21 protein-coding genes and 1 riboswitch are annotated in these 24,167 nt (G+C 34.5%); of the genes, 3 read left to right on the top strand and 18 right to left on the bottom strand.

Going from position 1 to position 24,167, the window contains the following annotated elements:
• Nucleotides 1-7: 7 nt before the first annotated feature.
• Nucleotides 8-655: a hypothetical protein gene (locus BN3326_RS01155; protein ID WP_069997287.1), complete on the bottom strand. Its 648-nt coding sequence runs from the start codon at nucleotides 653-655 to the stop codon at nucleotides 8-10.
• Between the two features lie 275 nt (nucleotides 656-930).
• Between BN3326_RS01155 and BN3326_RS01150 the strand changes: the two genes are divergently transcribed.
• The gene (locus BN3326_RS01150; protein WP_069997286.1) at nucleotides 931-1,776 is read left to right on the top strand and encodes a DegV family protein; all 846 of its coding nucleotides are present in this window, start codon (nucleotides 931-933) and stop codon (nucleotides 1,774-1,776) included.
• A gap of 8 nt (nucleotides 1,777-1,784) precedes the next feature.
• On the opposite strand, the gene uvrB is transcribed toward BN3326_RS01150, so the two are convergent.
• The 16 genes from uvrB to tsaE form a co-directional block, all read right to left on the bottom strand.
• The gene (gene uvrB, locus BN3326_RS01145; RefSeq protein WP_069997285.1) at nucleotides 1,785-3,770 is read right to left on the bottom strand and encodes an excinuclease ABC subunit UvrB; all 1,986 of its coding nucleotides are present in this window, start codon (nucleotides 3,768-3,770) and stop codon (nucleotides 1,785-1,787) included.
• 148 nt (nucleotides 3,771-3,918) lie between these two features.
• Nucleotides 3,919-4,236 carry a DUF1540 domain-containing protein gene (locus tag BN3326_RS01140; RefSeq protein WP_069997284.1) on the bottom strand — a complete coding sequence of 106 codons (318 nt, stop codon included), beginning with the start codon at nucleotides 4,234-4,236 and terminating at the stop codon, nucleotides 3,919-3,921.
• Between the two features lie 74 nt (nucleotides 4,237-4,310).
• Nucleotides 4,311-6,434, bottom strand: a complete 2,124-nt coding sequence (locus tag BN3326_RS01135) for a copper amine oxidase N-terminal domain-containing protein (protein WP_069997283.1) — start codon at nucleotides 6,432-6,434, stop codon at nucleotides 4,311-4,313.
• A 143-nt stretch (nucleotides 6,435-6,577) separates the two neighbouring features.
• Entirely contained in the window at nucleotides 6,578-7,306 is a 729-nt protein-coding gene (locus BN3326_RS01130) for a ZIP family metal transporter (RefSeq protein ID WP_069997282.1), read from the bottom strand.
• Between the two features lie 77 nt (nucleotides 7,307-7,383).
• A complete protein-coding gene (gene prfA, locus BN3326_RS01125; protein WP_069997281.1) occupies nucleotides 7,384-8,457 on the bottom strand; it encodes a peptide chain release factor 1 in 1,074 nt (357 codons plus the stop codon).
• Nucleotides 8,458-8,493: 36 nt separating this feature from the next.
• On the bottom strand, nucleotides 8,494-9,387 hold the full coding sequence (gene prmC / locus BN3326_RS01120; RefSeq protein ID WP_083258443.1) for a peptide chain release factor N(5)-glutamine methyltransferase: 894 nt from the start codon (nucleotides 9,385-9,387) through the stop codon (nucleotides 8,494-8,496).
• A complete protein-coding gene (locus BN3326_RS01115; RefSeq protein WP_069997280.1) occupies nucleotides 9,362-10,294 on the bottom strand; it encodes a DUF1385 domain-containing protein in 933 nt (310 codons plus the stop codon). The genes prmC and BN3326_RS01115 overlap by 26 nt, the downstream gene beginning before the upstream one ends.
• 65 nt (nucleotides 10,295-10,359) lie before the next feature.
• Nucleotides 10,360-10,560, bottom strand: coding sequence for a 50S ribosomal protein L31 (gene rpmE, locus BN3326_RS01110; RefSeq protein WP_069997279.1), 201 nt, complete (start codon nucleotides 10,558-10,560; stop codon nucleotides 10,360-10,362).
• Between the two features lie 127 nt (nucleotides 10,561-10,687).
• Entirely contained in the window at nucleotides 10,688-12,070 is a 1,383-nt protein-coding gene (gene rho / locus BN3326_RS01105; RefSeq protein ID WP_069997278.1) for a transcription termination factor Rho, read from the bottom strand.
• A 107-nt stretch (nucleotides 12,071-12,177) separates the two neighbouring features.
• Nucleotides 12,178-13,875, bottom strand: coding sequence for a bifunctional diguanylate cyclase/phosphodiesterase (locus BN3326_RS01100; protein WP_069997277.1), 1,698 nt, complete (start codon nucleotides 13,873-13,875; stop codon nucleotides 12,178-12,180).
• Nucleotides 13,876-13,914: 39 nt separating this feature from the next.
• Nucleotides 13,915-14,403, bottom strand: coding sequence for an acetolactate synthase small subunit (gene ilvN / locus BN3326_RS01095; protein WP_069997276.1), 489 nt, complete (start codon nucleotides 14,401-14,403; stop codon nucleotides 13,915-13,917).
• Nucleotides 14,404-14,664: 261 nt separating this feature from the next.
• Nucleotides 14,665-17,013: a Lon protease family protein gene (locus BN3326_RS01090; RefSeq protein ID WP_083258442.1), complete on the bottom strand. Its 2,349-nt coding sequence runs from the start codon at nucleotides 17,011-17,013 to the stop codon at nucleotides 14,665-14,667.
• A gap of 144 nt (nucleotides 17,014-17,157) precedes the next feature.
• A complete protein-coding gene (locus BN3326_RS01085; RefSeq protein ID WP_069997275.1) occupies nucleotides 17,158-19,323 on the bottom strand; it encodes a copper amine oxidase N-terminal domain-containing protein in 2,166 nt (721 codons plus the stop codon).
• Between the two features lie 227 nt (nucleotides 19,324-19,550).
• Complete coding sequence (gene rimI / locus BN3326_RS01080) at nucleotides 19,551-19,985, bottom strand: ribosomal protein S18-alanine N-acetyltransferase (protein ID WP_069997274.1); 435 nt, start codon at nucleotides 19,983-19,985, stop codon at nucleotides 19,551-19,553.
• Nucleotides 19,975-20,685, bottom strand: coding sequence for a tRNA (adenosine(37)-N6)-threonylcarbamoyltransferase complex dimerization subunit type 1 TsaB (tsaB, locus tag BN3326_RS01075; protein WP_069997273.1), 711 nt, complete (start codon nucleotides 20,683-20,685; stop codon nucleotides 19,975-19,977). The genes rimI and tsaB overlap by 11 nt, the downstream gene beginning before the upstream one ends.
• On the bottom strand, nucleotides 20,682-21,110 hold the full coding sequence (gene tsaE / locus BN3326_RS01070; protein WP_334292614.1) for a tRNA (adenosine(37)-N6)-threonylcarbamoyltransferase complex ATPase subunit type 1 TsaE: 429 nt from the start codon (nucleotides 21,108-21,110) through the stop codon (nucleotides 20,682-20,684). The genes tsaB and tsaE overlap by 4 nt, the downstream gene beginning before the upstream one ends.
• A gap of 176 nt (nucleotides 21,111-21,286) precedes the next feature.
• Between tsaE and rbr the strand changes: the two genes are divergently transcribed.
• Complete coding sequence (gene rbr, locus BN3326_RS01065; protein WP_069997268.1) at nucleotides 21,287-21,877, top strand: rubrerythrin; 591 nt, start codon at nucleotides 21,287-21,289, stop codon at nucleotides 21,875-21,877.
• Nucleotides 21,878-21,933: 56 nt separating this feature from the next.
• On the opposite strand, the gene BN3326_RS01060 is transcribed toward rbr, so the two are convergent.
• A complete protein-coding gene (locus BN3326_RS01060) occupies nucleotides 21,934-22,497 on the bottom strand; it encodes an ECF transporter S component (RefSeq protein ID WP_069997267.1) in 564 nt (187 codons plus the stop codon).
• Nucleotides 22,498-22,608: 111 nt separating this feature from the next.
• Nucleotides 22,609-22,734: riboswitch (FMN riboswitch) on the bottom strand.
• Between the two features lie 221 nt (nucleotides 22,735-22,955).
• Here BN3326_RS01060 and BN3326_RS01055 point away from each other — a divergent pair.
• Nucleotides 22,956-24,164, top strand: coding sequence for an FprA family A-type flavoprotein (locus tag BN3326_RS01055; RefSeq protein ID WP_069997266.1), 1,209 nt, complete (start codon nucleotides 22,956-22,958; stop codon nucleotides 24,162-24,164).
• The last annotated feature ends 3 nt before the right edge of the window (nucleotides 24,165-24,167 follow it).

Here is a 24,167-nt window from a genome sequence, read left to right as displayed (position 1 = left end):
AATGCATTTAACGATATATAACTTCCGTCCCTGGAAAATGATCCAACTCTTCAATATCTTTTTCTTCATATATTATTTTTATAGCATCAATCCACTCACCTTTAAAGTCCCTTTGTAAAAAGGATTCTTCTAAAGTAATTAATGTAATCTTTGAACCTGTACTGCCAGCATTTAAATACTGCATCCACGTCTTGTTTTTATCATTAGATTCTTGCTTCTCTTTTAAATTAATAACAGCTATTTTTTTGCCGTCTACCTGCTCAATTGCTTTTATTTCTATAGGGAAATTATCAAAGTACATCTTAGATAACTCATATGCAATAATTTCTAACTTCTTTTCTAACCTTAAATCCTCTTGTACGGATATAGTTTCTAATTCTTTTTTATTATACGTATCAGTATCTCCTGTAAAAAGTGCTAATTGATTTGACTCTACTAGATTATTCTCTTCTTTCTCAGTAGAACCCGTAGCATCCTTTTCTTTTGTATCAGCTGGCTGCGATACATTTTGTTGCGGTTTACTCTCACCGATCCCATTATTAACAGCACTGTCTCTTTGTTGAATTTGAGTTATAGTAAAAACTATACCAACTATTATAACTGCAACAGCTATAATTGATAAACCCCAAACTTTGTAGTTGTTTTTATTTTTCATTGTTTGACCTCCTTTTATAGCCTTATTTTAAAGTCTCTATACTGTGTCTTCGGTGAAGATGTGTATATCCATATTATACATGTTCTACTACATTTTATCAATTCTTTATAGCATCATCTTAATGATAGCATAGCCTGCTCATATTATCTATCCTTTATAGCAAAAGTGTTGGATTTTCCTCTAATCAATGTTAAACTATAGTTAATATTGACTGTACTATCCTTACTAAAAATAGTATATTCATTCATTTTAAGAATTAGGGAGGTATCACCCAGATGATTAAACTCGTAACTGACAGTACTTCTTACATACCCCAGGAATATATTGAAAAGTATGATATAAGTATTATTTCATTAAGTGTTATTTTAAATGGGAAAAGCACACGCGAACTCGAAATCGATACTGAAAGTTTTTATAACGAAATGCAAAATGCACAAGAAATGCCTACTTCTTCTCAGCCTGCACCTGAAGAAGTTTTCAAAACTTTTGAACGTATTATTCAAAATGGTGATTCTGCCTTAGGCATTTTCTTATCATCTGATATGAGCGGAACTTTTTCAGGCGCTCATATCACCCGTGATTTACTTTTAGAAAAATATCCACATGCCCAAATAGAACTGCTTGACTCAAGAACCAATTGTATGCAGATGGGTTATGCAGTTATTGAAGCAGCCCATGCAGCCTCTCTTTATAAATCTATGGATGATATCATAAAATCTGCGATGCACGTTATCACACACAGCACATTTTTATTTATTCCTGATACATTAACATATTTAAAAAAAGGAGGCCGCATTGGTACTGCCGCCTCACTGCTTGGCAACTTACTCCAAATAAAGCCTATTTTAACTGTACAAAATGGCATGACCACGATCTTTACTAAGGTACGTACCAAAAAGAAAGCTATAGATACTATGGTAGATAAATTTTTACAAGATATAAATGGGGCTGACCTTGGAGGCGTTATCGTCCATCATATTAACTGCCCGGAAGAGGGGGCGCTTCTTGCCAATAACATTAAAGAGAAAGTGCATATTGATGTTACTATTCAATGTATAGGTCCTGTAATAGGCCTGCATGTAGGCCCCGGATGTGTTGGTATTGCTTACTATACTAAATAATTCCTATTTTATCTGCTTACATACATCTTCTTTAACGCAACAAGCATATCTCGTAATTCAGCTGCTCTTTCAAACTGAAGGTCTGCAGCTGCTTTTTTCATATCTTTATCTACTTTCTTCATTGCTTTTTCTAGCTCTTGATGTGTCATACTTTCTGGTGCCTTATCTTTAAACAGCTCTTGCTCTTGTTTAACCATTTTAGTTGCAACAATAAGGTCTCTTATCTTTTTCTTAATTGTTTTTGGTGTAATATTATGTGTCTTATTATAGCTCTCTTGAATGGCTCTACGTCTTATCGTTTCTGAAATAGCACGTTCCATAGAGTTTGTAACACGATCAGCATACATAATAACTCTGCCCTGTGCATTTCTGGCTGCGCGACCTATTGTTTGTATGAGAGCCGTTTCTGAACGCAGAAAACCTTCTTTATCTGCATCTAATATTGCAACCAGCGAAACTTCTGGTATATCAAGTCCTTCTCGTAACAAGTTAATCCCTACTAATACATCAAATACCCCCAGCCTAAGATCCCTAATAATCTCAATACGCTCGAGCGTATCTATATCAGAATGCAGGTATTTTACTTTTACACCCATCTCTTTTAAATACTCTGTAAGATCTTCGGACATTCTTTTAGTCAGCGTCGTAACTAATACTTTTTCATCCTTGGCTGTAATTTTATTTATCTCACCTAAAAGGTCATCTATCTGCCCTTTAATCGGTCTTACCTCTACAATAGGATCTAGTAGCCCCGTTGGTCTTATGAGCTGTTCTGTGACTTCCAGTGAATGCTCTAGTTCGTATTGTGCCGGTGTAGCCGAAACAAATAAAATCTGATTAATTTTAGATTCAAACTCTTCAAATCTAAGAGGTCTGTTATCAAGTGCCGAAGGTAATCTAAAGCCATAATCTACAAGCACAGTCTTTCTTGCTCTGTCTCCATTATACATCCCTCTCACTTGCGGTACCGTCATATGGGATTCATCAATAATCATCAGATAATCCTTTTTAAAATAGTCAAGTAATGTAAAAGGCGTACTCCCTTCCTCTCTTCCAGCTAAATGTCTTGAGTAATTCTCTACCCCCGAGCAATATCCCATCTCCCTAAGCATTTCAATATCAAAATGGGTTCTTTGTGCAAGTCTCTGCGCTTCTAAAAGTTTATCTTCTGACTTAAGTTCTTTTAGACGTTCTTCAAGTTCCTCTTCTATTCTCTTAATAGCTAACTGCATCTTATCTGAAGAAATGGCATAAAAAGAAGCTGGAAAAATAGCAACATGATCTCTATATCCAAGAACTGCTCCAGTCAGAGGATCTATCTCAGAAATTCTATCTATTTCATCCCCAAAAAATTCTATGCGTAGCGCTTTCTCTGACATTGCAGCAGGAATGATCTCAACAGTGTCGCCTCTTACTCTAAAGGTCGCCCGGGCAAAATCCATATCATTTCTTGTATATTGAATCGCTATCAGTTTTCTAAGTACATCATCTCTGTCCATTTCTGCATGAACTCTTAATGAAAGGACTTGATTCGTATAATCAATTGGATCTCCAAGTCCATAAATACAAGATACACTGGCAATCACAATAACATCTTCCCTCTCACATAATGCTGCAGCAGCTGAGTGCCTAAGTTTATCAATTTCCTCATTAATGCTGGAATCTTTTTCAATATACGTATCACTATGTGCAACATAGGCTTCTGGCTGGTAATAATCATAATAAGATACAAAATACTCAACTGCATTATTTGGAAAAAACTCTTTAAACTCGCTATATAACTGCGCCGCTAAGGTTTTATTATGGGCAATAATAAGTGTTGGTTTTTGGACTCTTTCTATAATGTTAGCCATTGTAAATGTTTTTCCTGAACCTGTTACCCCCAGTAATGTTTGATATTTATTGTTTTGTTTTAAACTCTCCACTAATTGCTCTATAGCTTGTGGCTGGTCACCTGTAGGCATAAACTCTGAAAAAATTTCAAATTTATTCATAATTCTCCCCTTCTAAAAATAGCTTTTCTATTACTATAATACATTTATGGATTTCTTGCTATAGTCATTGTATACCTTTTACTTAAGTAAAACAGCCCCAATATCAAAAAGTCCTAATCTCTAGAAGATCTTAGGACTTTTTGATAGGTTATTGATAGGAAAAGCTTGAACATTCTGTTTCTCCGTGGTGGCTTGCATACTGTCCATTTACCTGGATGCCACCCGCCATACAGATATCATTTTGATTATAAACACATTGTTGAACGTTACAAGCAATACCTGTGTCAGTATTTGGGTCTATGTCTATTGCAGCATTTGTCATATTACCCTCATTATCACAAAAAGTATTGCAACATGTCTCATTGGATGCACTCGCCGTTTTTCCACTTACAGTAATGGCCCCCATCCCGCAGAAATTATTGGAATGGTGTAAACATGTGCGTACACTACATCTTAACTTGGGCATAGTCTCTCTCCTTCATACACATTATGATTATAGTGTGATTGAAATAAGAGAAAAATATACTTATAGTATAAGCATTATTTATTCCATTGACTTTTTGGTATAAAACAGAATAAGACAGGGGCCGCTGATCCATTAGGCAGAGCATAAATCAGTTCACTCATTTTATTTTCTTTTACAATACCGGCTACAAAAGCTTGCTTTGGCCCTTTGACAAAACCATTCTGGGGCATTGCATAAGCTCCTTTATCGGTATAAGCAATAGCACCTTTATAGATATTACTTCTAACATTAAAAAGTACACCTGTCTCTTCTTTAACCCTAAGCCTTAGCCAATATAACATCCCATAATTACCTTTGTTGATCACTTTTTCTCCAGTTAATGCATCATAGCCTTCAAGCCAATCTTCCATATTATTTGCAGGCAGTCCCAGCATAATCTTATAAGGCTTATCATTATTAATCATTAAATTATAATATCTATCTGCATTCTCAAAACTGCCTCTTGTATGTATACCATCTTTTGCAAGTATTGGTAAGGCGTCTATATCTGCAATCTGTGTATCTTGCCCAATGACTGCAATAGTGATATGTACTTCCTCGTTACTATAAAACTCTATCATGCCAGAAACAGTATCCCCACTATTCCACTGACGCTTTACAGTATCAAATAAATATTTTTTTTCTCCTGCAAGTAGTGTGTATTCATGATAAAAATCTTTATTTAAAAAATCAGCCAATGCCAATGATCCTGCGTGCAGAATATCATTTGTTGGACCTCTTGTCCCTTCTCGTCTTTTGGTTACTGTAATAGGTGTCTCATTTTTATTTTCCATCATAATAACTAAACGTTTATTTTCAAAACTATCATTCATTATATTTTTATGATGGTAAAGTACTCTGCCTGCACCTTGAACTTTATCTTTATACAAAATACCTTTTTGATTAACTGATTCAGGCGAGTTACTCATTAGAAGTTTAGCTCCTGTATTTGTAACCGTATAATCATCCACTACACTATAATTTTGATAATTAAACTGTGCATAATTATCTATAACACTTCCTATAATGCCCTTTTTAAACTTATAATCAAGTTCTGTTTGTATAATCTTATCGGTAATAGTAATTACCTTTTCAATCTTTTCACTCATATTACCATAAGCATCTTTAAGCTGAAGTTCAATACTATATTCCCCTGGATAAAAAAGGGCCCTTGGCTTTCCTATCGTGCTATCCTTTTGATTACTTTTTTTATCTATTATGCTATAACTCCATAATTCTTCTTCGATTGGTTCCCAAGCTTCATTCTCATAGGTATATTCAATATCTATTTCTTCTCCTTGAGCAAAACTTTCTTTAGGTAGTTGAAGTTTTGAAATAATAGGCGCTATATTAGGCTGTATACTAATACTTTGGGTAAACCACTCACTCCAGTTATTTTTACTATCTTTTACTCTTAAGGAAATATAATGTTCTCCTGGCGCAGGCTTTTCCAAAAAAGCTTCTAAACTTGAACTTCTATTTGCTTTGTCATGATCTATCTGCCATTGTCTTTCAATAATGGCATCACCGTCTTGGTCAAAACTTTGATCTAGTATTTTAATAGCTTGTCCCGCAACAAAAGTATTCTTTTCAAAAGCAAACTTCGCTACTGGTCTATTGCCTTCAACTTTTTGACTTATATCCTCGATCAAAGAAAACTTAACTGTACTAGTTACATTATCTAGTTCAAATAAAATGTTGAACTGTTCACTTATAAACTTAAAAGGCAGTAAAAGAGCCCCCTTTTGAATAATCGGAGCAGCTTCTAATTTGACCGTTTGGCCATTAATAGTGGCCGTCTGCTTTCCCTCTGTAAGGACAATCGTTTTATTATATTGCTTTAAGGTTATTCTACGGGTTTTGATATCAAACTGTCCATGTATATCAAGCATTTCATCTGCAATAAACTTAAAAGGTACATATAATTTATCCTTAATAATAGTTGGTGCGCTATTAAGTTGATACTGTTTTTGATTAATAAATGCGTATTTACTATCTATCTTAAGCTCAATACTTTGACGATCGGGCTCTATGTAAAACTTATTACCTACTGTTTGACTAAGTTCTGGCTCCTCTAAATACTCAGATGCCTGTATATAACTCATAGGACTGCAGGCTAATATAAATCCCATAGCTATACTTATTATCTTTTTTTTCATCCTCTGTCTCCTACTCTCATACTTTTTATGTCTTATTTACTCCAAAATATCTAGTTTTATTGGGTTATAAAGTATGATTATACCATAATTTGCTATATTTTGTTAGTTCAATTTATAACAAAGTTTTATTTTCTTCTTAAACACTATGTAAGAATGAGAAGCCCTAGCATCATACCTACTATAGTTGCAATTGTTGTGGTTCTTCCATTCCATATCTTTCTGGACTCTGGAATAAGTTCTTCACATACAATATACAGTATGATCCCTGCCGCAAGACCAAGGGCAGTCACAATATAATTAGGACTTATCCCACTTAGCACATAACCTAATATGCCAGCTACCCCCATAATACTCCCCAATATTAAGGGGATCATCATAACAAGTGATATTTTTACTTTTGCCTGCTTAAATGTAATAGCTAAAGCAATCCCTTCCGGAATACTATGCAGCATAAGTACAATAGCAAACTTTTGTATAGCTTCTGCCGACACATGAGATAAAGCCCCTAACGCAAACCCTTCTGGAATATTATGAAGCGCTATGCCTATAACGAGTGTAAACGCTGTTCTAATCATTTTAGAGCTATTTACTTTCATAAGTTTTTCGAGATAGGGCGTAACATCATCTAGTAACACCCCGATTGTTACACCTATCATAATGCCTATCATCACGAGATCTATTCTATTTTTTTCTATTGCTTGGGGCAGTATGTCAAAGCATATTAGTGCAATCATCAGTCCTGATGTGCCGCCAAATAACATCCCAATTAATCTATTACTTTTAACGCGAAATACATACAAAAGAATAATGCCGATTTCAAGTCCTATCCCTTCAGCAACAAGTGCAATAGCTGCAATAAGCCATATATTCATATCGATTCCCCCTCCTATAAATGTATGGACAAATCCAAAGTTTAGAACTAAAAAAGCTCGCCATCACGGCGAGCTTTTTAACCATTTGTTACTTGTTTTAATTTTTCTGTCTGATCTACAGTAGTGAGGGTTGATATAATCTCTTCTATATCTCCATTTAGTATTTGATCTAACCTATGCAGCGTAAGTCCTACTCTATGATCTGTTACACGTCCTTGAGGGAAATTATAAGTTCTAATACGTTCACTCCTATCCCCAGTACCAACTTGACTTTTCTTTTCTGCAGCTTGTTCAGCATTCTTTTTTTCTTGCTCCATTTCATAAAGCCTTGCTCTAAGTACCGTAAGGGCTTTATCTTTGTTTTTAAGCTGGGATTTGCCATCTTGACAGGATACAACAAGACCTGTAGGCACATGTGTTACACGAACAGCTGAGTCTGTTGTATTAACACTTTGCCCTCCATTTCCTGAAGATCTAAACACATCTACTCTAACATCGTTCATATTAAGCTCTACATCTACTTCTTCAGCTTCTGGAAGAATAGCTACAGTTACTGTTGATGTATGAATACGCCCCCCTGATTCAGTAGTCGGAATACGTTGTACACGATGTACCCCGCTTTCATATTTAAGTTTCGAATACGCACCTTGCCCCTTTATCATAAAGACAACTTCTTTAAACCCACCTATTCCATTTTCATTCAGAGACATAAGTTCTGTTTTCCAACGGTTACGCTCTGCATACATTGTATACATGCGATAAAGGTCTGCTGCAAAAAGTGCCGCCTCATCTCCCCCAGCACCACCTCTTATTTCTACAATAATATCTTTATCATCATTTGGGTCTTTAGGAAGGAGAAGTAATTTGATTTCATCTTTAAGAGGCTCTACTCTTTTTTTGTGTTCAGCTAATTCTTCTTTTACAAGTTCCTTGAAATCATCGTCTAAATTCTCATTTAACATACTGAGCGCTTCATCTATAGATTGTAACGTGTTTTTATATTCCTGGTACTTCTCAACAATGTCTCTTAAGTCACTATGTTCTTTCATTAATTTTTTCCATTTATCTTGATCGGCTATTATTTCCGGCTGACTAATTTGTTCACTTATAACATTGAATTTCTCAACTAAATCGTCTAACTGCGTAAACATGGGTCACCTCATTATTTAACAAATTTAAAGCACAGCTTAACTACTTTTAAAATAGTTTGCTATTACTACTCTATCTTTTCCGGTTAAATCTTTTATAATTTGTATATCTTGAAATCCTTCATTTATTAATATATTTGTTACTGCTTCTCCTTGGTTATAACCTATCTCATATGCCAATATCCCGTTTGGTTTTAAAAATGGCTTTACCTGATTAGATATTTTTCTGTAAAAGGTAAGTCCGTCTGCGCCATCTGTCAGCGCAAGCTTAGGCTCATAATCATTTACTTCCTGCATTAAGTCTTTGCATTCCTCTTTTGAAATATAAGGTGGATTTGAAACAATTAAGTCAATACTTTTAGGCTCGCCTTTAAAATCACTCAATAAGTCGCTTTTAATACAGTTTATTCTATGGTCTACACCATGATACATTGCATTTTTCAAAGTTACATCCAGTGCAGCTTGTGAGATATCGATAGCTGTGATCTGAACGTCTGGCATATAATGTGCCAGTGAAATACTAATACACCCAGAACCTGAACCGATCTCTATCATCTGATGCATTGGCTGCTTTTTGGATATATTAATAATAGCCTCAACTAATGTCTCTGTATCTTGTCTGGGAATAAGTACTCTTTCATCTACATAGAAGTCAAGTGCCATAAACTCTTGGCTTTTTGTAAGATATTGAAGGGGTATACCCTGTGTTCTTCTAGCTATAAGGTATAAGTATGATTCTTCTAGTTGGCCAGATACAATCTCATCTCTGTTTAAAATGAGTGTAATATCCTTGCAGCCCATTAAATAACACATAAGTAGCCTGGCATCGATCGCTGCATCTTGTTTGTGATAGGCTCTTAACGTTTGCTCACCTTGCATTATTAATTCATGTAATGTTGTATTCTGACTACTGCTTGCTAACAGACTCATCATTTTCGAGCACTCCTTTTACAGCTTCAATAGCAACTTGTATTTGCATATCATCTGGCTCTATAGTTGTAAATTCTCTTTGCAGCCACATACCTGGTTTACTTAAAAAATCTGCTAATTTATTGTCTGGAGATATTCTTGCCCATCTTACAAATTCATAAGACAACCCTGCTATAATAGGAACCATAAAAATACGTATAAGTGTTCTTTGCCATAAAATTTGTGTAGTAAATAACGTAAAGACTAAAATACTTGTAATCATTACGATAAATAAGAAACTTGTCCCACAGCTTTTATGAAGTCTGCTACAAGCTTTAACATTTTCTACTGTTAATTCTTTTTCATTTTCTAAACAATTAATCGTCTTATGTTCTGCCCCATGATACTGAAAAGTTCGTTCGATATCCTTCATTTTAGAAATGAGTTTCATATAGATGAGAAAGATAGTAATACGTATTATACCTTCTATGAGATTCTGAACAAAAGAACTTGTAGCTTGATGTCTAAATAATCTGCTTATAAGCATTGGCAGGACCATAAATAGTCCTATAGCAAATACAAAGGATAGACACATTGTGAGTCCCATTATAATCTTTTCGCCTTTATCACCAAGCCTGTTCTGTAACCAAACTTCAAATTTACTCGGCTCTTCAGCATCCTCTTCTTCACCATATAATTCTGCTGAAAAACTAAGTGTTTTCACGCCTAAAACAAGCGATTCAACGAATGTAGCCATACCTCTTAGAATAGGCAGCTTTAAGATTTTAATGCGTTCCATAATAGTTGTGGAGTGCTGAATATCTGTAGTGATTGTCCCATCTGCCTTTCTCACTGAAACAGCATAAATGTGACGCCCCTTCATCATTACCCCTTCAATAACAGCTTGTCCTCCAATATTTATCTTTGCCATTCGCTCACCTCCAATTTTTGCAAAAAAAAGGTTGAGACCATCCTCTCAACCCCTTTTGTAATTTCTTACTTATCGTATTTTTTATTAAATTTATCAATTCTTCCTTTTGCTGAAGCTGCTCTTTGTTTACCTGTATAAAAAGGATGACATTTTGAACACACTTCTACATTGATTGATTCTTTTGTTGAAGATGTTTCAATAGTGTTACCACATCCATTACAAGTAACTGATACTGCTTCATATTTTGGTTGGATTTCTTTATTCATTTAGATTCACCTCTTTCATCGTTCTTTTCTATATTAATTTTCAATCTAGCGATTTTGTGACAACAGTAGAATTATAGCATGAGTTCTTTGACATTGCAAGTATTTGCCTATCAATTTCAACTAAAAATTATAAAGTTTTTTTCATACGTTCTACAAAATCTTTATTGCTACCGCATACTAACATCGTATTAATTAAGTTTTCTGTAACCTCTGAGATATTATTGCGATTGAGCTCTTTGCGAATACTATAGGCAACGCTTACTTCTTCTGGCAATAAGAGCAGATCATCCCTTCGTGTTCCTGATTTATAAATATCGATAGCTGGGAAAATTCTTCTTTCTGAAAGAGACCTGTCTAAGACAAGTTCCATATTACCAGTTCCTTTAAATTCTTCAAAAATTACCTCATCCATCTTACTTCCTGTATCAACTAGAGCAGTCCCTAGTATTGTAAGACTCCCCCCATTTTCTATTTTTCTTGCAGCACCAAAAAACTTCTTTGGCATATGGAGTGCTGCCGGATCAAGTCCTCCAGATAGTGTTCTGCCGCTTGGCGGAATAGTAAGATTGTAGGCTCTAGCCATACGCGTAATGCTATCCAGCAAGATAACTAAGTCTTTACCTTGTTCTACCATGCGTTTCGCTCTTTCTAATACCATTTCTACGACTTGTTTATGATGTTCTGGTGGCTCATCAAAAGTTGATGCAATAACTTGAACATCTTTGCCTTGTATAGAACGCCTTATATCTGTTACTTCCTCAGGTCTTTCATCAATAAGCAGTACAATAAGTGATACTTCACTATGATTATGTGTAATTGCATTTGCAACATGTTTTAAAAGAACTGTTTTGCCGGCCTTAGGCGGCGCTACAATAAGTCCTCTTTGGCCTTTTCCAATAGGCGCAATGATATCGATAATACGGGTAGATAAAATATCTCTTTCATATTCAAGATGAAGTCTTTCATTTGGAAACACCGGCGTCAGTGTCTCAAAATTAGGTCTATATTTAGCCCGCTCTGGTCTGTCCCCATTAACTTTATGCACATATAAAAGCGCTCCTGCTTTTTCACCTTCTTTTGGCTTTCTCATATCGCCTTCTATCCAATCCCCTGTTTTAAGATTGAATCTTCTAATTTGAGAAATAGACAGATAAATATCATTTTCTCCGCGCATAAAGTTCTGAGATCTTAAAAAACCATACCCGTCTGCCATAATTTCAAGAATACCAGCACCCACCATGCGTTCGCTTTTCATTTCTATTTCTTGAAGCGCTGGTTCTTCGATCAGCAGTCCGTCTTCTTCACTTTCAGCATCCCGTTCATCTAAAAGCACCTTAGTCGTCTCTACTATACTATCCTGATTAGCCTTATCTTCTAAAAAAGAGGAGTTATGACTTTCTTCAATATGAGTTATCAGCTCACTTTTTCGCATTTTGTTAATATTTTTTATGCCTAAATCCTTAGCTTTTTGCCTTAGCTGAACTAAAGTTAATTCTTCTAAATTACTCATTAACCAATAACTCCTTTAGCTTCTTTAGTTTTATTAATTAGTTTAACATATATCACGCTTTTATTTCAAGCAAAGATTAAGAAACGTCTGTCCTCACTTTATTGTGTTTAGACTTTAAAATACCTATCTTCTATTTCCACTGCGCTTATAGGCTTGTTCCACAAAAAACCTTGTCCCATTTCACATCCGAGTCTGCTCATAATGTGCAGTTGTTCTTCATTTTCAATACCTTCAGCAATTGTTTTTAAATTAAGTGTTTTGGCTATAGAAATAATAGCTTCTACTATTGTTCGGTCTTGAGGATTCTTTACAATTTCTCTGATAAATGAAATATCTATTTTAAGATGATCAAACATAAATTTCTTGAGATATCCAATAGAAGCATACCCTGTCCCAAAATCATCAATGGATATTGTAAACCCATAGCTCTTTAATTCATGAATCACAAGTTGTGCGATACCTACATCCTCCATAACGGTTGACTCTGTAATTTCTAGTACGATATATTGCGGCTCAATCTCATATCTATTTAAAATGTTTTTAATATTCTTAGCAAGATTTGGATTTTTAAATTGAAGCGCGGATAGATTAACTGAAATAGGTACGATTTCATAACCCCTATCAATCCACTTTCTAATCTGCACACATACCTTTTCTATCACCATGATACCAACTTTTTCAATAAGATTCATCTTTTCAAGTAAGCCAATAAACTTTCCTGGCAGGACTAATTCTCCATTACCCATTAAACGCCTAATGAGGGCTTCCATCCCTACTATCTTATTGCTATTAAGATCTACAAATGGTTGATAATAAACTAAGAACTCATCATTTTCAACTGCAATCCTCATGTCTGATTCAAGAAGCATATTATTTTGAACTTCTTCTTGTATATCTTTTGTATAAAAAACATAAGAAGAGTAACTTATCTCTTTTTTTGCTTTTGCAAGTGCAATTTGTACCATCTTTACAAGTTCACCAGGACTAGTTGAGTTCTCTGGATAAAGTACTACCCCAGCCTTAAAAGCCATATACATATAACTGTTGTGGATTTTTATGGGCTCTTGCATTACTTCATTTAATGTTTCTAAAAGTTTCTTAGTTTCCTCTATATCTTTTATATTTTGATGGATAACTGCAAATGTATTATCAGTATATTTAAAGATTTCTTGGTCTTGATTTAAATAACTCTTTATTCTATGTCCTACTTCTTTTATAATTTTATCGCCTACGCCTAAGCCATATGTATTATTAATTTCTCCAATTTTTTTAATATCAATCAAAATTACAGTAAATTTATAACTATTTTTCCGCGATCTTTGGACTTGTTTATGTAAGCTTTCTAAGAAAACTTTTTCGTTTGGAAAATTAGTTAGATAATCTATATAACTTACCCTGTAAACTTCTTCTTTCATTCTTTGCGTTCTTGTAATATCCTTAGAAATACACACATAGTACTCTAATTTCTTCTCACTCCAGACTGCATTAAAAGAATTTGTTAAATAAATTCTCTTTTCATTCTTAATGAACCGATTTGTAACAAATTCAAATTTCTCACCTTCCATTACAAATTTTCTGATCTTTTCAAGAACTGTATCATCTGCTAAATCTACCCCTACAAACATGCACATATCTTGACCTAATATACTTGTTTTTGTACATCCGCAAGAGGTATATACATTTTCATTCGCATATACAATTTTGCCTTCTGCATCGCCAATGATAAGCCAATCATCTATCTCATCTATTACTCTTTCTAGTACATTTAATAATTTTGACTTGCTAATTTCCTGAGTTATTGGCATATTCAACCTCCTAAACCATGTACTTATCCTGTCTTGTTTTTATATGTGCTTATTCCCTGCCTGAAGTGCAATAACGCCCGTTCTGACACTCTCTATGATTTCATAAGCTCTTACAATATCTATAAATTCATCAATTTTTTCTTTAGTGTTACATATTTCAAATACAACTACCTGAGTGTCTATATCTATTATTCTAACATTAAATTGTCCAGTAAGATCTTTTATGTGCGGCAATAATGCTTCTTGGCTTCTAACTTTTATCAAGGCCAATTCTCTTATAATATCATTCTTAACATCTAAGTGTTCAACTTTTTTGATATCTACTAATTTCTCGACTTGCTTTTGTATTTGATAAATAGAATCCTCATTTTCTGTTATAGAAATAGTAATTCTTGATATCCTGGGATCATGGGTTTCTTCACCTGCAAAACTATTTATATTAAAACCTCTTCTTGTAAATAGCCCTGCAATCCTAGCTATTACGCCATAATTGTTTTCAACAAGTACTGACAAGATCCTATTTGTCATCTTCATTCCCACCTTATAAGTTATATTCTCTCTATATATTACGCTATAATCGCACTGTTTATTTCTATAAATAAAAGAAAAATAGTGGTAAATTGATATTATGCATTATATGGAATATTATATCACAAATATTTATTATATAAATATATTTATTCAATATCTGAAAAAATTTCATCATTCTAGACAGATTTATAGCAAAAAAAAGGACTTCTTGTCAGATTTCAGAAGTCCCCTTGATAGATATTTTACTATTTTTAAAACCTAATGCCTCTGTTGATTGAACTTAATTAACTTTTCCTGTACACACTTAGCTATTTGACTATATTCATACCCTGTTATGATTGTCATGCCTTCCTCAATCGTTGAAATGGCATAAATATGAAATAAATTCATTTTTACCGCATCTACTATTTCATCTTCTAACATAAGTTCTTTTTTATTTTGAATAGGGATGATAACCCCTTCATCGCCTTTAAGTCCTCGCTCTTTACATACTTTGAAAAAACCTTCTATTTTTTCGTTTACGCCTCCTATTGGTTGTATTTGTCCATACTGATTAACAGAACCAGTAGCCGCAATATTTTGTTTAATCGGCACGTGAGATAAACTTGATAATATAGCATATAGCTCTACACTAGAAGCACTATCACCATCTATACCTGAATAGCTTTGTTCAAAACAAATGTTACAATTTAATGAAAGCGGCATATCTTGCGCAAAATGATGGCCTAAAAAACCAGTTATAATTTGAATACCTTTCGTATGGATGTCTCCTCCAAGTCCTGATTCTTTCTCGATATCAATAATACCTAACTTACCTTTATAGGTTGTAGCAGTAATTTTCACTGGTCTTCCAAACATATATTCATCTATTGTATAAACGGCAAGCCCATTAACCTGACCTATTTTCGCTCCTTGCGTATCAATCAGATAAACATTGTTGGAGATTTTTTCATCTATCTTCCGCTCTGCCTTAGCTTTGATTTTCTCTCGTTGTTTAATAGCTTCACTAATACTTTCTTCATCAATAATCTCTTTTGAATAAATACTACTTTCTCTAACAAGATCAAGCAAAGTACCAATATTAGCAGGCAGCTTCTTTGGATTTTGAGTTATACGACTTCCATATTCTGCAATCTTAAGCACCCCTTTTAAGTTTACAGGGGGTAGTGATTCTTTATCGCATATTACCTTGATCATATTGGAAATGCTATATATTTGCTCTTTAGTATTATCGATTTGATCATCAAAATCAATTCTAATTTTAAATAACTTTTTAAAGTCATCATCATAGTTATAAAGGGCATGATACAAAGTATAACTCCCCAGAAGTATCAATTTAATATTAGATTTTAGAGGTTCAGGTTTAATAGAAGACGCAGTAGCAAGGTTTAAATCTTCTGGATTTTCTACATAAATATGCCCTGTTTTCAGCATTTTTTTAATAGCATGCCATCTATCTAAGTTTTCAATGATATTTTGAGCCCTTAATATAAGATATCCCCCGTTTGCCTGATGAAATAATCCTGATCGTATATTTGTAAAATCACTGTGTAGCATATTAAGTTCTGTATCTAAAAGCACTTTTCCCGTTAAAGTATACTGATCCAAATCACTATCTGTAATAACAGGGGCACCTTGCAGGCCGCTATGATCAACCAATAGATTTACACGATACTTTTTAACTAATTTTTTAACCTCATTTACACCAGTCCATGGAAACAGTTGTTTGATTTCTTTATTGTTTTCTTCTGCTTCAGACCCAAACAAATTTAAGTGTTCTAATAGATCGTCACAGACGTCATCCAAGTAATTTATGATTTGTGAAGAGAGCTTATACTTTCCTTTTAGATGTATAAATATAGCGCCTACTTCATTTAAAAAGATTTCTTTTTCCATATCATCTAGTTCCTGTAAACATACTTTTTCCTTTAGATTAATTCGCTCTGTCATTTCATCAGCTAAAGTATTAAGCTGACTTAGTTTATTATCCAATGAATCCTTCTGTTTTTTTGATAAGTTATTATACGCTTCCTTTGTAATAATATCTCCATCTTTACCTAAAGGTGCAAACCCAATACCCTCCTTAGTTGATTTAACTAATATATCTAACAACTGAGCTTTTTCATGAAGTTCCATAAGAAACTTCTCCTTTTCATCTTCTAGCTTATCTAATATAAGCTGTCTCTTTTTGTTAACCTCTGTACTTTGGAATATTATAGGTAATTCATGTATAATAAATTGGATAAATTCATCCATATCTTGCTTAAACTTTTTACCATTGCCAGCCTTTAACAATATAAGACGAGGAGCTTCGGGACTTATAAAATTATAAACATAAATAATATCTTGAGGAATGTTTCTGCTAAGTGTTTGTTTTTCTAAAAAATTCATTATTGAACTTAACTTCCCCACTCCGGATTCTCCACATATATATATATTGTAGCCTTTGGCATTTATTTTTAATGCTAATTCTAGTGCATTTAGTGCCCCTTCCTGCCCAATTATTCCATTACTACCTGGTAATTCTTCTGTTGTAGTAAAGGAGAAATCAGAAGGTTGATATGAAAGTTTAAGTTCGTTCCATTTGAGCTCGATATTATTATTCATATGGTTCCCCCCCTACTATTACTATATTCAATCAGCTTGATTAATTTCACAAAATCTTACATATTATTATAATATTCCTTTAGTTTCCGTATAATTCTACAATAAAATAACAGTCTAGCATACTATGCCAGACTGTTATTCTATCTACTTACTCCATTCACTTTTCGGAATGAAACCTATGAGCACTGGAGCCGATGATCCATTTGGAAGCATATACTCAAATGTTCTTGTCTGTCCTGCCTTTATGGTTCCGAGAACAGCTGATTTTGTAGTCTCTCCCGCAAAGAAGCCCTTTGCAGGCATAAGATGTGTCCCTCCATCCTGCCACTTAATTGCACCTCTAAATATATCTGCTCTTGGATTCAATATAATACCCATATCTTCCCCAGCAGTTATGGTAATATGATAGGAAACACCAAAATTGCCTCGATTTTGTACCATTTCTCCCGTTATAGCATCATAACCATTCACCCAGTCAGTAGTTCCTCTGCCTATAAGAAGTTTTTGCGCACTACCCTGTTCTAGATTGATTTTATAATAGATATTAGTCGTATCAAAAGTTCCTCTTGGATGAGTATCTTTTTCTAACAATGGCATATTTACAATCATATCTATTGTCGTTTTTTCGCCTATAGCAGCCGCTGTAAATGTTATTTTACCATCTGTTAGTATGTCCATAAGTCCTGATATACATTGTCCTTTTAACCATCTTCTACTTATTGAGTCATAAATATATTTCTTTTCACCAGGGTTTAAAGTGTGCTCTTCAAACGCTGATCCTCTTAAATAGTCTTGTAAAAGTACTTGGCCTATAAAAAGAGAATCTTCGCTTGGACCTTTTACCGTTTTATTTTGAATAATCATTTTTACAGGCTGGTCTGTTGTGTTTTCTGCAACTAATACAAGTCTTTTATTATCTAAAGTGTTTTCTGTAGACTGAAAATCATTAATATGATGTAATAGAATTCTTCCATTTCCAATAATGCTGTCTCTATAGAGAATTCCCTCACGCTTAACAACCTCAGGTGAATCACTCATCATGAGCGTTCCTTGAAGCACACTTTGATCATAAGGAAAAACTTCCTGATAGGATTGATAATTAACACTTTTAAAATTATCAATAATATCCCCGATGCTGCCTTCTGTAAACCTATACTCAAGCTCACTTCTTAGAACCTTTTCTGTTATGTGAATAATCAATTCTTTTTTGTCACTCATATTGCCATAAGCATCTTGAAGTTCTAAAGTAATGACATACTCTCCTTCTGCAAACAATGCTTTAGGTTTATCTATAGTTGCTTTAGATGAAGGCTGATCGAGTCGCCTATACGTCCATCTTTCAGATTGAATCTTTTCCCATGCTTCGTTTTCATATTCATATGTAAATGCTATATTTTCACCTTGTGCATATGCATCTTTATGCACTGCTAAGTGCGTTACTACAGGTTTTTCATTCGGTGCAATAAATACTATCTGTTCAGCCCATTCACTCCAGACCCCTCTATTATTTCTCACACGAAGGGCAATTTTATAACTACCCGCTCTTGGCGTTTTAAACATATTTTCAAGCTTCGGAGCGTTTAACTTTGGATCATCATTAATCATCCAAATCTTTTCTACTATAGAGCTTCCCGTTAAATCATAACTTGTGTCAATAGACTTTACAGCCTGCCCCGCAATATAAAATTCCTGATCAAAACTAAATTGTGCTACAGGCTTAATTTCTTCACCACTAGATTGCACAATAGATATCAGCCTAATTGTGCGATCTATTTCATTAAACTCAGTTGTAAGGCCAAAAGTTTCACTCATAAACCTTATAGGCAGAAGTGTTATATCATTTTCTATAATAGGTGGCTGATCAAGGGTGACCTTCTCCCCATTAATAGTTGCTGTAACTGCGCCTATCTGCACCACAACAATTTTCTGTCCTTTTGTAACTGAAACTTCTCTTGTCTCATTATGCCATACAACCTCAGCACCTAAAACTTGATCAACTACAAAACGAAGTGGCAGAAAAGTTCTACCTTTGATAACTTTAGGAGGACTAAGGAGCGTATACACCTCTCCGTTTACCTTAGCAGCATTTGAACCTAGCGTAAGATTTATCTCGGTAGTCTGAAAACTCAGTGAATCCTCTAAATCAATACCTGAATCTTCTATCACTTGTTCGTGCTCATTATATATTTGTTCATTTATTTGCTCACTCATATTATGTATCGGGTCATTAGTTGTTTCTGCTGCAAAAATATTATGACTTCCAAACAGGACAGAAACTACTAATAACACACTAGCTAGTTTTCTTTTCATCTCTTACTCCTTTATTTCATTTATTAAATATCTATCACACGGACACCATTGTACCATATTTATACATTTATTAAATTAATTGCCCTTACTTTGTGGGTAAAAAGTAACTTGTTTGTAACATATGGATTTACTTTTATACAGTTATGTAATTTTTATACAAAAAAATAAACTAGACTTTTAATAATTCATCTAGCTTATCTCCTGTATTTATAAGATTCAGTTTAAACTTAGAGCTGCAGTTGCATAATAATGGCATCTTCTGTTGGTATTTGATAGTAGTTTTTGCGTAAGGCAATCGCTCTAAAACCATAAGATTGATAGAGGTTTTGGGCAGCCTCATTGCCTGCTCTTACCTCCAGTGTTATCGTGTGTACTAACTTTTTAGCCGCCTCACTTAATAAGTGTCTAAGCAATATCTTACCTATTCCTATCCCTCTATAGTCTTTTGAAACAGCAATATTTGTAACTTCTCCTTCTCCCAAAACTATCCTCAGTCCAGCATAGGCGACTATTTTCTGATCCAATACTACAACACAATAAAACGCTGATAAATTATTAACTTCTTGTTCTAAAGAGGCTTTAGACCAAGGTATGCTAAAACTCTCACACTCTATCTGATAAACAGCCTCAATATCTTCCATTAACATAGATCTAATCAGCATTTTTAATCCTAGCCTCACGCTCTCTTTCAGCTTGTGACTTTCTAAGATACATCGGCACAAAGTCTGAAGCTGAAACCGTATTGCCTTTTTCATATTCTTTCTGAGCAATATCTACCAATACCCCAGCTCTTTGAAGATTAAGATAACTTGGCGCAAAGGCTGCATTATCTCCGAGTTCTGCTTCTATTTTATCTCTATACTGCCATACTGCATCTCCTAAAAAAATGATCCGCTCATTTTGACTACCAAGCTCTTGTAATAATTCATCTAAATCTATGGCATTATAATCCATAAGCCGTAAAAGTTCTTTGTCTTGCCACTTATAAGAAGCTGTATAGACTTGGTTTCTTCTTGCATCCATAATTGGACATATCCGATCAGGCGTATATGTTATATTATAAGCCATCACATCAAGAGTAGGTACACCTATCACAGGAATATCTAATGCTAATGCTAACGCTTTAGCTGTTGTCACCCCTATTCTAAGTCCAGTAAAAGATCCTGGACCGCTTGTAACTGCAATAGCATCAAGCGTGTTAAGTTCTAGACCTATAAGATTTTTTAGATGTTCCAGCATAGGCATAATCGTTTCTGAATGGGTCAGTTTATGACAGATATAATATTCTCCTATGAGTTTATTATCTTTTATATAAGCTATGCTTCCCGCTATACCCGACGCATCTATTCCTAAAATATTCATAACATCTTCTCCTTTACAGTAATTATTCTATAATCAAAACCTTTTGTTAAATCTTTTTCTATAGAGATCCATTTAGCATTTTTAGGAATAACTTCCTTTACATTATTTGCCCATTCAACTAGACATACACCTTGTCCAAAAAAATAATCTTCATAACCAATCATTTCAAGTTCATCAATATCTTCTATTCTATACATATCAAAGTGATAAAGTGGCATGTTGCCCTCGTACTCCTGTATAATCGTAAAAGTAGGACTCGTAATATGTTCTTCTATACCAAGGCCCTTGGCAAAACCTTTAGAAAATACTGTTTTGCCAACGCCTAAATCTCCTATTAAGCAATAGACTTCACCAGCTCTTGCTTGTTTGCCTAGTTGATAACCCTGTTCTAAAGTTTGTTCTTCTGATAATGTTTCGTAACAAATCATACCTTCATCCTCTCAATCCTTTTTATACCTATTAACTCATTTTAATACTAGGTTTTGAAACTTTCAACTCATTTTATAACCTGTACGTAAAATATTACCATATATTAGCTAATTATGCATAATATTTCGTTTAAGAGCAAATAATGACTTCATATATCATAAGGAGGTAAATAATGAGCAGATTACAAGGAAGTAAAACTTTATCTAATCTTATGGCAGCTTTTGCGGGAGAGTCTCAAGCTAGAACAAGGTACGACTTATACGCTGAAATTGCTTATAACGAAGGTCATCAGTATATTCACTCTATCTTTGAAGAAACTGCAAAAAATGAAATTGCACACGCTAAAATGTTTTTTGACTATCTTACAAACGACTTAAAAAACGGCACTTTTCCTGTCAATACCGAATACCCCATCGGCATGTTTCATACGATGGAAAATTTACTTTATGCCGCTGCTGGTGAACAAGATGAAGCAACCAATGTCTATCCTGCTTTTGCCAAGATAGCTGACGAAGAAGGTTTTAAAGATATTGCGAATACATTTAAAATGATCTCTGAGATTGAAGCGCATCATGAAGCTAGGTTTATGCAGTTTGCTGATGATATTAAAAATGGTATGCTCTATAAAAAAGATCAAAAAGTTTATTGGAAGTGCTTAAATTGCGGACATGTTCATGAAGCCACTAATGCCCCTAGCCTATGTCCTGTTTGCAAACATCCTCAAGGATTTTTTTATGTGGTTCAAAACCCTGTTATGGGCTAAAATAGTAAGAGCACATCACAATGCACTAACTGCTTTGTGATATGCTCTTACTATTTTTATTTATTTAAACTCACTATGCCCTCATCTTCATTAATAAAACTTCTAAATCTTTTATAAACTACAAGGGTAATAACCCCATTAACACTTGCTTTAATAAGATTAAAAGGAATAATAATAGGCACTAACATTCCCATTACAGCTTCTAAAGGTGCACCTAAGAAAATTGGTGTAAAAATAATATTCCAAACAACCATTGTTGCCGTCATCGTTAAAACACCAGAAACTAATGCGATGATAGCAGCTTTTTTTGTTTTATTACGTTTGTAGATATTACCTGCTACAATAACAAAACTGCCAGTAGCCAATATATGCATCACAATACCTATAATTCCGCTGGCCGCACTAACAGTTATGCCTTGTATAACAGATGCTATAACTGTAACAATAAATCCTGCAAGGGGCCCAAAAGCAAATGCAGCAAAAATAATAGGAATATCAGCTGGATCGTACTCAAGAAATGGCGCTGCTGGAAAAAGCGGAAACCTAATTAAATAAACTAATACAACTGATAGTGCTATCAAAACCCCCATATTTACTAATCTTTTTGTATTATTCTTCATATTTTATCTCCCTCTCATTTTTAATGACAATATAAAAAGCAACCCATTCACTCTACGGGTTGCTGCTAGTATGTATGTTTATTGTACAGACACATTAGTGCGCTATACGATACAACTCTTCTACCATCCAGACTGTATACTGTCGGTTTTGGAATTACACCAAATCAATGCATTAAATATAATGCATTCGCGGACTTTACCGCCGGTCGGGAATTTCACCCTGCCCTGAAGAATTAGATTAACTTTTTATATTCAATTTTAATCTTATTATACGCGATCTGCCAATTTGTTTCAATACCAGATTTATAAAAAGTCAAATATTTTATAGCACCGAGTAGTTGAATAGGTTTATTTTTTACGTTGTAAGATTTTTCATATAGAGGTATACTTTAGATAGATTTTGTTACATTAATATCAAGTCAATAACGCGCATATAAAAAACAGGAGGTATTTGTAGTATGTATAGTATTCAAGAGATTACTCCGCAAGTATTTTGGGTTGGGGGAAATGACAGACGCCTTGAGCGTTTTGAAAATATGTTTCCCCTGCCAAATGGTGTTTCATATAATTCATACCTTATTACTGATGAAAAGACCGCACTGATTGACACAGTGGATACATCAATTGGCGCATTATATCTAGAAAATGTTACCCATGTACTAAATGGCCGAAAACTGGATTATTTGGTGATCAACCACATGGAACCCGATCACTGCGCCAATATCGAAGAGATCGTACGCCGCTATCCCAATGTACAGTTGGTAGGCAATAAAAAAACTTTTCAGTTCTTAGAGCAATATTATAGTCTTAATATGTCTTCTAATTATTTAGAAATCCAAGAAGGTCAGGAGCTAGGGCTTGGCAAGCACACATTACGCTTTTACTTTGCCCCTATGGTACATTGGCCTGAAGTTATGTTCACCTATGAAATATCACAAGGCATTCTTTTCTCTGCTGATGCCTTTGGTTCTTTTGGGGCGCTATCTGGCAATGTATTTGCCGATGAGATAGATTTTGAAAATGTATTTGCCGACGAATCCAGACGCTATTATGCAAATATTGTAGGCCGCTATGGTATGCAGGTACAGGCTGCCCTTAAAAAGTTTACAGATGTAAATATTCGTATGATCTGTTCCGTTCATGGGCCTATATGGCGCAAGAATCTTGCTTATATTTTGGAAAAATATGATAAATGGAGTCGCTACTTACCCGAGAAAAAAGGCGTTGTTCTTTTTTATGCCTCTATGTACGGCAATACTGAAAATGTCATGAATGCCTTAGCGAATAAACTCGCAAAGCGCGGCATACAAGACATACGTCTGTATGATGTTTCAAAAACGCATCCATCTTATATTATCTCTGATGTATGGAAATACAGCCATATGGTTATCGGTTCCCCCACATATAACATGCATCTGTATTTCGTCATGGATGCATTGCTAAGAGAGCTCTCGGCACTTGGACTCAAAAATCGAAAAATTTCTCTTATCGGTAACCATACTTGGTCAAGTGGTGCGATTAAAGGCATGCACGAAATCATTGATACCATGAAAAATATTGAAATAGTTGGTGCACCGCTTGATGTCCGCTCCACACTTAAGCCCGAACGCGAACCAGAGCTCGACGCACTGGCTGATGCGATTTACGCATCATTAACCGAGGCATAACCT

The sequence above is a fragment of the Cellulosilyticum sp. I15G10I2 genome, from assembly GCF_900095725.1.
Classification (GTDB): Bacteria; Bacillota; Clostridia; order Lachnospirales; family Cellulosilyticaceae; genus FMMP01.
This window is presented reverse-complemented; position numbering and strand designations above follow the sequence as displayed.